At 69.5% G+C, this 12,428-nt stretch carries 10 protein-coding genes; 4 read left to right on the top strand and 6 right to left on the bottom strand.

Annotation, left to right across the window (positions count from 1 at the left end; all coding sequences use genetic code 11):
• Positions 1 to 133: 133 nt before the first annotated feature.
• The 5 genes from ispG to rsmI all read right to left on the bottom strand — a co-directional run bounded on the left by ispG (position 134) and on the right by rsmI (position 6,265).
• Positions 134 to 1,264, bottom strand: coding sequence for a flavodoxin-dependent (E)-4-hydroxy-3-methylbut-2-enyl-diphosphate synthase (gene ispG, locus WFH00_RS10285; RefSeq protein ID WP_336660831.1), 1,131 nt, complete (start codon positions 1,262 to 1,264; stop codon positions 134 to 136).
• Between the two features lie 116 nt (positions 1,265 to 1,380).
• Positions 1,381 to 2,811 (bottom strand): M50 family metallopeptidase, encoded by a 1,431-nt coding sequence (locus tag WFH00_RS10280; protein WP_336660746.1) that lies wholly within the window; start codon positions 2,809 to 2,811, stop codon positions 1,381 to 1,383.
• 58 nt (positions 2,812 to 2,869) lie between these two features.
• Entirely contained in the window at positions 2,870 to 3,958 is a 1,089-nt protein-coding gene (gene dxr, locus WFH00_RS10275; protein ID WP_336660745.1) for a 1-deoxy-D-xylulose-5-phosphate reductoisomerase, read from the bottom strand.
• A gap of 237 nt (positions 3,959 to 4,195) precedes the next feature.
• Positions 4,196 to 5,248 carry an FKBP-type peptidyl-prolyl cis-trans isomerase gene (locus WFH00_RS10270; protein WP_336660744.1) on the bottom strand — a complete coding sequence of 351 codons (1,053 nt, stop codon included), beginning with the start codon at positions 5,246 to 5,248 and terminating at the stop codon, positions 4,196 to 4,198.
• 198 nt (positions 5,249 to 5,446) lie between these two features.
• Complete coding sequence (rsmI, locus tag WFH00_RS10265) at positions 5,447 to 6,265, bottom strand: 16S rRNA (cytidine(1402)-2'-O)-methyltransferase (protein ID WP_336660743.1); 819 nt, start codon at positions 6,263 to 6,265, stop codon at positions 5,447 to 5,449.
• Positions 6,266 to 6,476: 211 nt separating this feature from the next.
• On the opposite strand from rsmI, the gene WFH00_RS10260 reads away from it, so the two are divergent.
• From WFH00_RS10260 to WFH00_RS10245, 4 genes are all read left to right on the top strand, one after another.
• Positions 6,477 to 7,781 carry an MFS transporter gene (locus tag WFH00_RS10260; protein WP_336660742.1) on the top strand — a complete coding sequence of 435 codons (1,305 nt, stop codon included), beginning with the start codon at positions 6,477 to 6,479 and terminating at the stop codon, positions 7,779 to 7,781.
• Positions 7,782 to 7,885: 104 nt separating this feature from the next.
• A complete protein-coding gene (locus tag WFH00_RS10255; RefSeq protein WP_336660741.1) occupies positions 7,886 to 9,205 on the top strand; it encodes an aminotransferase class V-fold PLP-dependent enzyme in 1,320 nt (439 codons plus the stop codon).
• Positions 9,202 to 9,672: a Fe-S cluster assembly sulfur transfer protein SufU gene (gene sufU / locus WFH00_RS10250; protein ID WP_336660740.1), complete on the top strand. Its 471-nt coding sequence runs from the start codon at positions 9,202 to 9,204 to the stop codon at positions 9,670 to 9,672. The genes WFH00_RS10255 and sufU overlap by 4 nt, the downstream gene beginning before the upstream one ends.
• Positions 9,673 to 9,842: 170 nt before the next feature.
• On the top strand, positions 9,843 to 11,195 hold the full coding sequence (locus WFH00_RS10245) for a DUF4192 family protein (RefSeq protein WP_336660739.1): 1,353 nt from the start codon (positions 9,843 to 9,845) through the stop codon (positions 11,193 to 11,195).
• On the opposite strand, the gene WFH00_RS10240 is transcribed toward WFH00_RS10245, so the two are convergent.
• Positions 11,155 to 12,411, bottom strand: coding sequence for a cysteine desulfurase family protein (locus tag WFH00_RS10240; protein ID WP_336660738.1), 1,257 nt, complete (start codon positions 12,409 to 12,411; stop codon positions 11,155 to 11,157). The genes WFH00_RS10245 and WFH00_RS10240 overlap by 41 nt on opposite strands.
• Positions 12,412 to 12,428 lie beyond the last annotated feature (17 nt).

Here is a 12,428-nt window from a genome sequence, read left to right as displayed (position 1 = left end):
GCAGCGCGGGCCCTGGTTTCGTCATCGATGGGACGCGCGTGGCCGCTATTCCCGCGGGAAACGGCCACCCGCGTCCCATCGGCGCGGAATGAGCCCGGCGGGAGCGCAAGGCGCGCGGTGCGCGGGCCGTGCGCTACGCCGTGACGACCTCCGGCGCGCCGGTGCCGGCCGACGCGGGCATTTCGTCGGCGAGGCGGCTGGCCTCCGCGATCAGCGTCGCGACGATCTCGGACTCGGGCACGGTCTTAATGACCTCACCTTTCACGAAGATCTGGCCCTTGCCGTTGCCCGAGGCGACGCCGAGATCGGCCTCGCGCGCCTCGCCCGGACCGTTCACCACGCACCCCATGACGGCGACTCGCAGCGGCACGGTCATGCCAGCGAGGCCCTCAGTGACCTCCTCGGCAAGCGTGTAGACGTCGACCTGCGCGCGGCCGCACGAGGGGCACGATACGATCTCGAGCTTCCGCTCCCGGAGATTCAGCGACTGCAGAATCTGCAGGCCGACCTTCACCTCTTCGACCGGCGGGGCCGAAAGCGACACACGAATGGTGTCGCCGATGCCTTCGGAGAGCAGAATCCCGAACGCGGTCGCGCTCTTGATCGTCCCCTGAAACGCCGGGCCGGCCTCGGTGACGCCGAGGTGCAACGGCCAGTCGCCCCGCTCCGCGAGCTGTCGGTACGCCTTCACCATGACGATCGGGTCGTTGTGCTTGACCGAGATCTTGAAGTCATGGAAGTCGTGCTCCTCGAAGAGCGACGCCTCCCACACCGCGCTCTCCACGAGTGCCTCGGGAGTCGCCTTGCCGTACTTCTCGAGCAGTCGCGGATCGAGCGACCCCGCGTTCACGCCGATGCGGAGCGACACGCCAGCGGCCTGCGCACGACGGGCGATCTCCCCGACCTGATCGTCGAACTTCCGGATGTTGCCCGGGTTCACTCGCACCGCGGCGCAGCCCGCGTCGATCGCGGCGTATACGTAGTTCGGTTGGAAGTGGATGTCGGCGATCACGGGGATCTGGCTCTTCTTCGCGATGATCGGAAGCGCCTCGGCGTCATCACGGCTCGGGCAGGCGACGCGCACGATGTCGCACCCGGCAGCGGTGAGTTCGGCGATCTGCTGCAGCGTCGCGTTGATGTCGGTGGTCGGCGTGGTGGTCATCGACTGCACCGACACGGGAGCGTCGCCTCCGACCGTCACGGAACCGACCTGAATGGCGCGGGACTTGCGGCGCGGGGCAAGAACCTCCGCGACCTTCGGCATCCCCAAGTTGACTGCTGGCACGACCGAGAGTCTACCCGCGGGTCCTGGCGTCATCCCGAGCACAGCGCAGCGCAGCGAACGCGCTGCGAACGACACGCAGCGAGCTTACGCCCGGCTTACCCGAAGAGCGACACCGGCTTCACGATGTCGGCGTAGACGAGCAGCACCGTCATTGCGCCCAACACGATCGCGACCGCCATCGTGATCGGCACCATCTTCGCCGTGTCGATCGGACCGGGATCCGGCTTCCCGCGCAGGCGCGCGAAGCCGCGCTTCAGCCACTCGTAGAGCGCCCCGATGATGTGGCCACCGTCGAGCGGCATCAGTGGCACGAGGTTGAAGACGAAGAGCGCGACGTTCAGCGAGCCGACGAGCCCGATCATCGTTTGCGCGCGGGCCGCCACCGGCGCGTCCTCGAGGCTCGCGATCTCACCCGCCATGCGGCCGACGCCGACGACGCTGATCGGCCCGTTCGGATCGCGGGCCTCCGAGCCGAAGGCGGCGTTCCACACGTCGACCATGCGCTGCGGTAGCCGCACGATGATGCCCGCGACGCTCTTCACGTTTTCGCCGACGAACGCCGGCACCTCCGTAATTGGCTGGCGAACGTTCTCGCTCGCGGGCGTCGCGCCGATCATGCCGACGACCTCGGTGCGCACCGATCCATCAGCGTTCGTCACGACCTTGCCGACCGCGTCGGTCACGGCGCGCGCGTTCTCGACCGGGGTGAGGTCGACGGTCTGCTCGCCACCGTCGCGCTCGATCCGCACGCTGAGCGCGTCGTCGGGTGACTTTGCAACGAGCGTGCGGAATTGCTCCCAGCTCGCGATCTTCGTCCCGTCAACCGAGAGGATCCGATCCCCCGGGCGCAAACCGGCCGCGGCAGCGGGAGCGGCGGGATCGCCGGTGCCGCATTGCGTCGCCGTGCTCGACGCGGGCACGAGGCACTCACTCACCTGGCCGAGCGTGGTGCTGTTCTGCGGCACGCCGAAGCCGACCAGCACGATCGCGAAGAACACGAACGCCAGCACGAGGTTCATGATCGGGCCACCGAGCATGATGATGATCTTCTTCCACGGCGGAAGTCTGTAGAAGGTGCGGTGGTCCTCCCCCGCCGCGATCGACTGCGCGCTCGCAAGCCGCGCATCCTCGACCATCCCGACGACGCCGCGCTTCCGCTCCGGCGCCTCGCCCTGCTCCAGATCATCCGCCGTAGCGACTGCGCTCGAGGCGCCGCGCGGCGTCCCCTCCTGCACCACGGTATTCAGGAACCCTGTGGTCGACGCTCGGGGCGCCTCGCCGGGCTTCGGCGGGTACATTCCGGTCATCGCAACGTAGCCGCCGAGGGGGATCATTTTGACCCCGTACTCGGTCTCGCCGCGGCGCTTCGACCAGATCGTGCGCCCGAAGCCCAGCATGTACTGGGTCACCTTGACGCCGAAGAGCTTTGCGGGAACGAGGTGCCCGATCTCGTGCAGGCCGATGGAAACGGCGAGCCCGACCACGAAGATCAGGATTCCGAGCACGTAGAGCAGCACCTCAGTCACTTGCTCAGGCTACTGCGCGGCGCTGTGGAGTTTCGGGGAGGCTCCCCCGACTTCGCCGTCAACGAGAGCGGGCCGCGATAACCTGCTGCGCCCGCTCGCGGGCCCAGCATTCCGCTTCGCCCAGCGCTTCGAGCGTGAGCGCCGTCGGCGCGGTGTGTGCCTCGACCACGTCGCGCACGATGTCGACGATGTCGAGGAAGCCGATGCGACCGGCGTGGAAGGCATCGACGGCCTCCTCGTTCGCGGCGTTGAAGGCCGCCGGATACGTGAGGCGCGCCCGACCGACCTCCTTCGCGAGTGCCACCGCGGGAAAGGTCTCGGTGTCGAGCGGTTCGAACTCCCACGCACTCGCCGAACGCCAGTCGAGCGGAGCCCCGACGCCGGCGAGGCGATCAGGCCACGACAGCCCGAGCGCGATCGGCAGCCGCATGTCGGGTGGGGATGCTTGCGCAATCGTCGACCCATCCACGAACTCGACCATCGAGTGCACGATCGACTGCGGATGCACCACGACCTCGATGTCTCCGTAAGACACTCCGAAGAGCAGGTGCGCCTCGATGACCTCGAGGCCCTTGTTCATGAGGGTCGCCGAATTCGTCGTGACGACGCGACCCATATTCCAGGTCGGGTGGGCCGATGCCTGCTCCGGGGTGACGTCTCGCAGCTCACCGCGCGTTCGCCCACGGAACGGCCCTCCGGATGCCGTCAGGATCAGCCGACGCACCTCGCCCGCGTTGCCGGAGCGCAGTGCCTGGGCAATCGCGGAGTGCTCGGAGTCGACGGGCACGATCTGGCCGGGCGCGGCGAGGCCCGTGACGAGGTCGCCCCCGACGATCAGCGATTCCTTGTTCGCGAGCGCCAGCGTGCGCCCCTCTTTCAGCGCCGCGATCGTCGGGCCGAGACCGACCGAGCCCGTAATGCCGTTGACCACCACGTCGGCCTGGACGTCGCGGATCATGCGCACCGCCTCGGCCGCGCCGAGTCCCGTGTGCTCGACGTTGAACTCCTCGGCCTGCTCGCGCATCCGATCCGCGCGCGACCCCGCGATGATGCCCGACACCTGATACCGCGACGGAAACTTGCGAATGACATCGAGCGTTTGCTCGCCGATGGAACCGGTTGATCCCAGGATGATGACGCGTTTCATGGGTCCAGGCTAGCCGGGGCCACCGATACGCATCGGGTCAGGCGAAGCACAGCCGAAGATACACAGGGGACGAAGCGCACGGGACGACGCACGAAAGATACAAAGGGAACAGGCGACGAACCGCACGCGACGACGCACGGAACGACGCGCGAAAGACGCACAGAGGCGCATACGCACACGAATGCCCCCGGTACCGCGTGGGTGCCAGGGGCATTCGCTCAGAAGAAGCGCCGAAGCCTACTTCTCGTCCGAAGCCTTCGCGTCGTCAGCGTGGACGGTGCCGAGAATGTCGAGCACGAACACCATGACGTCGTCCGCCTTGTGCCCCTGCTGCTTCAGCGCGGCAGCGCCGTAGCCGCCGTCTTCAGCCGGCACGACCGAGATCACCTGGGAGCCGACCTTCTGCCCCTCGAGCGCCTTCTGGAAACCGCCGATCACGCCGGTCGTCAGGAAGTCGATCGGTTCGCCGCGGCTCCAGCTCGAGTCAAATTCCTCGCCGGTGCGCCAGATCACGCCGCGGTAGTTCACGTAGACGCGGTCGCCGGGCTGCACTTCCTCACCCTTGCCCTCGATCAGCGTGGCGATCTTCAGCTTGTCGGGAGCCTTGAGACCCTTCGGGATTGTGATCGTCGGCTCACCGTTCTCAGCGAGCTCGACCTCCGGGAACCCCTCGGGAGCGGCAACCGCCTTGCCCTCGGCCTTCTGCAGCAACTCGTCGTCGCTCAGCGTGCCGGGCTCGCCAGCGGCGGCCGCAGCCTCATCGGCGTCCTTGATCTCACCGAACTCCATCACGATCACGAGGGAGTCCTTCTTCGTGACACCCTCGAGCCCGCTCTGCGCCGGATCCGTGTCGCCGAAGACTTCCTTGTACGGCGCGGCGAGCGCAATCTGCTCGCCCTTGGTCGCGCATCGCACGCCCTCATAGGCCCAGCCGTTCAGCTGGTTCTCGTCGAGCGTCACCGCGCTGGCGGGAAGCTGCTGCAGCACGGAGCCGTCCGAGCCGTTGAAGAGGGTCATCGACGTCTGCACCGTCTGACCCTTCTCGACCACATCGCCCGAGCCCTCGGTCAGGACCGAGCGCTGCACCTCCTTCGCGGAGACGGGCGTCTTCGAGGTGAGCTTCAGATCATCACCGACTGAACCGGAAACCTTGATGCTCGCGCTGGCGTCCCCCTCGGCGAGGCAGTCGGTTCCCGAGGCATCGGCGTTCGCCGAACCTCCGCCGGCGCAGCCGACCATCAGCAGTGCGCCGGTGAGGGCGACCGGAGCGAGAGCGCGCGTCAATTTCACGGTGATAGCAGTCCTTCGATTCGCGGGGGCGGCCGGTCCCGCAAAGAAATGCGCGCAAACGGCCGGAGGTGCATCACGAGTATCGCGCACGGGTCTGCCTGTCCGCTGAGAGACTCCTATGGGAGTCCTGCACGAGCCTCGGAAGATGCAGTATCGCTCCGCTGCAAAATCAGTCAAAATCGCGGTACGCCGACCCCCTCAGGCGCGATCGGCGAGCGCCGCTGCATAGAGCTCTCGCGCAGAGAGTCCGGTCGCCTCGGAAACGGCCCGAGTGGCGTCTTTCAGCCGCTCGCCACCCCGCACGCGCTCCTGCACTTCGGCGAGCGCGGCCTCCGGCGACACCTCACTCGCCTCCGCACCGCCGACCACAACCACGATCTCGCCGCGCACCCCGTCGGCGGCCCAGGCCGCCAGCTCCTCGAGACTCCCCCGGCGCACCTCCTCGTGCAACTTCGTCAACTCCCTGCAGACCGCCGCGCGCCGCTCCGATCCGAAGGCCCCTGCTAGGTCGGCGAGCGTCGTCGCCAATCGAGTCGGCGCTTCGAAGAACACGAGCGTCCGCCGCTCGGGAGCGAGCTCACGCAGCACCTTGCCTCGCTCGCCCGATTTGCGCGGTAGAAAACCCTCGAAGGCGAAGCGGTCCGTGGGGAGGCCCGCAACGGCAAGGGCCGTGATGACCGCGCTCGGGCCCGGGATCGCAGTGACGGGTACCCCCGACTCCGCGGCGAGCTGCACGACGCGGAACCCCGGGTCGGAGACCGTCGGCATGCCCGCGTCGCTCACGAGCACGATGTCTTCCGAACGCGCCCGCTCCACGAGGCTCGCGGCGCGCTCATTCTCGTTATGATCGTGCAGCGCGATCAGCTCGGGCCGGTTCTCGATGCCGAGCAGCCGCAGCAGCTGTGCCGTGTGCCGCGTGTCCTCCGCCGCGACGACGGTCGCCTCCTCGAGCGTGCTGCGCAGGCGCGCCGAGGCGTCGCCGAGGTTGCCGATGGGGGTCGCGGCGAGGAGGATCATCCCCCCATCGTAGGCGGCGCATGGGTTCGATCCCGCTGAGCCCGGCGATCCCGCTGAGCCCGGCGCGCCGATGCGCGATCGGCGCGCCCCACGACCGGACAGAGCGCGACGCCGAGAGACAACAGCGCAGCACAGCGCCTCGGCGCGCACCCGCAGCGGCCGACCCGCGATCCGCCCCGCTCACCCGCGTGACTGGTAGACTCGGTCGGCTATGCACCCTGCGAGCACTTCCCACAGCCCGGCCCCGTCTTCGAACGCGCCGTCGCTCATCTCGCGCGCCGGGAAAGCGTACTTCCCGCTCGCGCTCGTCGCCCGACTGCCGTTCGCCATGATGGTGATCGGCGTGCTCACCCTCGTCGTCTCGGCGCGCGGCTCCGTCGAGCTCGGCGGCGTGAACTCGGCCATGGTCGGCATCGGTGTCGCGTGCTTCGGGCCGCTCATCGGCGCCGCGGCGGATCGCTACGGTCAGCGGCCCACGCTGCTCATCACCGCCGTGATCAACAGTGCGCTGCTCGGTGTGCTCGCCTGGATGGCGTTCTCGCCCGCGCCCGTGTGGCTGCTCTTCATCGTGTCCTTTCTCACGGGCGCGACCGTGCCGCAGATCTCTCCGATGTCGCGCACGAGGCTCGTGGCGATCGTGTCGCACGACATCCCGCCGCAGCGTCGACCCCGCACGCTCTCGAACCTCATGGCGTACGAGTCGGCTGCCGACGAGGTCATCTTCGTGTTCGGCCCCGTCATCGTGGGAGCGCTCGCAACCGCCCTCGGCGCGGGGGCGCCGATCGTGGGTGCGGCGATCCTCACCCTGCTCTTCGTCACGGCCTTCGCGCTGCATCGAACCGCGGCCCCCGATCTGTCGGCTGAGGAGCGCGCCGCGGTGCTCGCGCCGGCTGCTGAGCTGCGGCGACCGGCGCTGCTCATCACGGTCGCGGGCATCACGACGGTGGGTCTGTGCTTCGGTACGACGCTCACCTCGCTGACGTCGTTCATGCAGGATCGCGGCAGCGCCGAGAGCGCGGGCCTCGTCTATGGCGCGATGGGCGTCGGATCCGCTATTTTCGCGATCGGCGTCGCGCTCCTCCCGCCGCGTTTCTCCCTACGCGCGCGGTGGCCGGTCTTCGCGGCGTGCATCGTTGCGGGCACGCTGATGGTGCAGTTCGCGGACAACCTGCCGCTCATGGTTGCCGGCCTTGCGGTGATGGGCGTCGGCATCGGGCCGCTGCTCGTGACGCTGTACAGCTTCGGTGCGCAGCGGAGCCCGGTCGGCCGTTCGGCGACGGTGATGACGATGCTCGGCTCGGCGCTCATGGTCGGGCAGGCCGCGGGCGCTGCGGTGACGGGGACCATCGCGGCGGAGCTCGGCACGCGGGCCGCGCTAACGCTCCCGCTCGCGGCGGCTGCGCTCGCGCTTGTCGCGGGAGCCGTGAACTGGCCGCTCAGCAGGCCACGGGATCGCGCGGGAACCGGGCGCAACACGGCGCCCGTCTCGGTGGCGGCGCGAAGCGAACAGGCCTGAGCGCGGCCAGCGTTGCGGGGGCGGGCGGATCGCGCGGCGCGGAATACTGTGCGTCCAGTGCACGTTGCACGGGACATCGGCAGCCCCACCCATCAGGTGGAAGAATGGAGAACATGCCTGCTCTCGCTCAGACCGCCGCGCTCACCGGCGCGGACATCGCGGAACTGCGCGCCGGATTCCCGTACTTCGCGGCGAACGACCAGCGCGACGAACCCGCTGCGTACCTGGACTCGGCGGCGACCTCGCAGCGCCCGGCCCGCGTGCTCGACGCCGAACGCCGGTTCCTCGAAACCGCGAACGCGGCGGTGCACCGAGGCACGAGCGGCGCAGTCGGCGAGGCCACCGCGGCCTTCGAGGGAGCTCGCGCGGCGGTCGCTCGCTTCGTGGGGGCCGCGACGCCGGAGCAGATCGTGTGGGCTGAAAACGCGACCGACGCGCTGAATCTCGTGGCGCTCGGCATCGGCGAGGCGAACGCGGGGCTCGGAGTCGCGGGGAGCGAGCGATATCGACTCGAGCCGGGCGATGAAATTCTCGTGACCGAGGCGGAGCACCACGCGAACCTGATCCCGTGGCAGCGTCTCGCCGCGAAGACCGGCGCCGCACTGAAGTACATTCCCGCTCGCGAAGACGGCACTTGGACGCTCGACGACGCGCGGGAAGCCCTCACCGACCGCACGCGCATCTTCGCGTTCGGGCACGTCTCGAATGTCACGGGCCTTGTCGCTCCGGTCGCGGAGCTCGTCGAGCTCGCGCGCGCGGCCGGCGCCATCACCGTGCTCGACGCCTGCCAATCCGTGCCGCACATCCCCGTCGATTTCGGCGCGCTCGGCGTCGACTTCGCCGCCTTCTCCGGCCACAAGATGCTCGGGCCGAACGGCATCGGCGTGCTCTACGGTCGCGCCGAGATGCTCGACGCGCTGCCGCCATCGCGCACCGGCGGCTCGGCGATCACGAAGGTGACGATGGAGAGCGCCCTCTTCATGCCGGCTCCGCAGCGCTTCGAGCCCGGCACGCAGCCGGTGTCCCAGGTCGTCGGTCTCTGCGCCGCGGTCGCGTACCTCGAGGACATCGGCATGGAGCGCGTGGCGGCACGCGAGCACGAGCTTGTCGAGCGGTTGGTCGCAGGTATTGCTGAGACCCCCGGGCTGCGCCTGCTCGGCCCCGCCGACACGACGCAGCGTGTGGCGCTCGCCGCGGTGTCGGTCGATGGGGTGCACGCGCACGATGTAGGCCAGTATCTCGACGACCAGGGCGTTCTGGTGCGCGTCGGGCACCACTGCGCACAGCCGCTGCACCGTGCACTCGGCATCACGTCGAGCACCCGGGCCAGCGTGCATGTGACGACGACCGAAGACGAGGTGGATCGGTTCCTCGACGCGCTCCGCGGCGCACAGCGGTACTTCGGAGCGGAGGTGTCGGCGTGAGCGCGCTCGACGGACTGTACCAAGAGCTGATTCTCGACCACTCGAAGCGGCCGATCGGCAAGGGCGAGCTGCAGGCCGCCGCTGAGTCGCTCACGGCGTCGCACCACGAGTTCAACCCGAGCTGCGGTGACGAGATCGACCTGTCGATCGCGGTCGACCCCGAGACGGGTCGAATTGAACAGCTCGCGTGGGAGGGTCAGGGTTGCTCCATCTCAATGGCCTCGGCGTCGATCCTCTCCCAGCTCGTGCGCGACGAGACGCTCACGATCGAAGACGCACGCGAGCGCGTGGGCGCGTTCCGGGAGATGATCCAGTCGCGCGGCGAGGGCGAGCCCGACGAGGAACTGCTCGGCGACGCCGTCGCGCTGCAGGGCGTCTCGAAGTACGTGATGCGCGTGAAGTGCGCGATGCTCGGCTGGGTCGCGCTGGAGGCCGATCTCGCTCAGGTGGAGGCGCAGCGCGCGTAGTCGATTCGCGGTGTTGCCGCGGGTCGCGACTGAAGTGTGCTGCTGCGGTCTCGCCGCGGTCTGAGCTGATGATGTGTGCACAGGCTGCGATTTTGCGTCCCTGTGCGGCTTCCGGAGCGAGCGCTGTGCATAACCCCGAATAGCGCTTCGCGGCGGCGCAGGATCGGGGCATGACTCACACGCTGCACGATCCCCGCCCCGTCGTCCGGTGCACCACCACCGCCGATTTCCTTGCCGCGCTTCCCCGACTGACGGGGTTCACGGCATGCAACAGCATCTTCGTCGTCTGCTTTTCGGGCTCGCGCTCCGGGCAAGCCGTGCGGATCGATCTCCCCGAGACCGAGGAGCCGCAGGACTCACGGGCGATCCTCGACTTCATCAGCGAGCTTGCGAGCGACATCGAGAGTTCCAGCGGATTACCGTGCGCGCTCGCCATCGTCATCTCGACCGACGACACGTTCTCCGCGCTCGGCGACGCCCCGTGGCGCCGACTCGCCCGCCGCATCGAGCGACGACTGCGCCGAGATCGCGTCGCCGTGCGCGAGCTCTGCGTGCTGGCGGCCGACGGCTGGGTGAGTTTCCTTGACCCGCGCGCCCCGCGCTCGGGCCGGCCGCTCAGCGAGATCTCGGCGAGCCCGATCGCCGCCGATCTCGAGCAGCTCGGCCCGCGGCCCGAGCCCCTCGCCTCCCTCGGCGCGATCCCCGAGGTCGACGCGCAGCGCGCCGCGGAGGTCGCCGCCGCCTTCGCAGGGTTCGCGGCCCCAGACTTCCCGGCCCCGGAGAGTGACCCCCCGCTCTCTCCCGGGGCCGGGAACCTCGCCCATCGGGCGCTCGCCTGGATGAAAGACACTGCGGAGGTGACGCGCACCCTGCTCGGTGAGGAAGATCTCGACGCATTGTGCATTGCCGAGCTCATACGCTGCACCACCGACTCCGATCGCTGGCTCGTCCTGGCGATGGGCGTGCTCACGCGGCCGGATTTCCCCGTGGAACTCGGGCACGAGCACCCGCTCGGCAACTTCATCGGCGTGCCGATCGACCTGGATCTCGACCGCGGTCTCGGCACCGCTCGCAGCACGCAGGAGCTCCGCGAAATGACCGCCGCTGCGGGTTGGGCAGCGACCTGCGCGCACGGCCCCGTCGATACCGATGGGGTGTGCCGACGCGGAATGCACTCGCCGCCTCCCGGGTGGTCGATCTACCGGCTGCTCGCAAGCATCTGCCCGGAGTTCACCGAGCACGCGCGTTTGCCCCCGCTGCAACGACGACTCCTCGACGCGCTCAGCGCGTGCCCGCGCGAACATCGGCCCGGCCTGCTCGCGTTCAGTTCGTGGTTGTGGTGGCTCAGCGGCACCCAGACGGTCGCGCAGCGCCAGCTCGACGCGGCGCTCGAGATCGACGAGGCGCATGAGATGTCGCTGATGCTCCGTCGGCTGACGGATCAGCCGCTGTACGAACGGCTTATCGCGGGCCTCCCGCCCTCTACGCGCTCCCTCCCGCACCCGGCTGCGGACGCCGCATGAGTCCCCCGGCCTCGACCTCGGCCGAAATAACCCGAACGATGCGTTCGACCACCGGCTCGGGGATCGGCCCGGGCAGGGTGAATCGCACCGCGGTGTCGGCGAGCTCCGCGGGCATCCCGAGAGCGAGCAGCGCCTCCGACGGCCCGTCGTGCCCAGCGGCGCAGGCCGAGCCCGAGGACGCAGCGACCCCCGCGGCGTCGAGTGCGACGAGGAGAGACTCGCCGCTCACCCCGGGGAACACGAACGATGCGTGGCCGGGCAGACGCTCCTCGGGGTCGCCGGTGAGCCGGGCGCTCGGAATCGCGGCGAGGACGCGCGTCACCAGCGCGTCACGGGACGCCATGACCTCCGCGGCACGCCGGCCCACGTTCTCGCGGGATGCTCGCACCGCCGCGGCGAAGCCGGCGATCGCGGCGACGTTCTCGGTGCCCGAGCGGCGCCCGCCCTCCTGCCCGCCACCGTGCAGGAGCGGCTCGAGCGCGAGCCCGCCGCGCACGAACAGCGCGCCGGCCCCCTGCGGTCCCCCGAACTTGTGCGCGGCGACCGAAAGCGCATCGACGCCGAGCCCGGGCCATTCGTCGCCGCCCGGCTCTCGGCCGAACTCCACCGGGAGCGACGGCGCGGCCTGCACCGCGTCGCTGTGGACCAGGGCGCCGCGCGCTCGGGCCGCGGCAGCGAGACGCGGCACGTCCTGCACGGTACCGACCTCGGCGTTCGCGAGGCCGACGGAGACCAGCGTGGTGTCGTCACGGAGCAGACGTTCGAACGGCTCGATCAGCACGCGTCCTCCGGGGTCGACGGGCGCGAAGTCGAGATCGAAGCCGAATACGCGCTCGAGGTACCGGCAGCTCTCGAGAACCGACGGGTGCTCGATCGGGGTCGTGACGATGTGCCGACCGCGCGGTCGCGCCAGCGCGAGGCCGATGATCGCGAGATTGTTCGCCTCGGTTCCGCCGGACGTGAAGACGAGGTCGCTCTCCCGCGCCCCGAAGCTGACCGCGATGTCGGAGCGCGCGCGATCGAGCGTGACTCGCGCCCGGTACCCGGCCTGGTGCACGCTCGACGCGTTCGCCGCGTCGCCCGCGAGCACCTCCAGCATCGCTGCCCGCGCCTCGCTTCGAAGCGGCGCCGTCGCCGCGGCGTCGAGATACCAGCCTCCGTCCTCGGCGTTGGCCCCAGGCCCAGTGCCGACCTGTCTCTCAACCGCTGCGTCCACTGCGCCCACCTCGCGCG

It is taken from the genome of Leucobacter sp. USHLN153, assembly GCF_037145615.1.
GTDB lineage: Bacteria > Actinomycetota > Actinomycetes > Actinomycetales > Microbacteriaceae > Leucobacter.
This window is presented reverse-complemented; position numbering and strand designations above follow the sequence as displayed.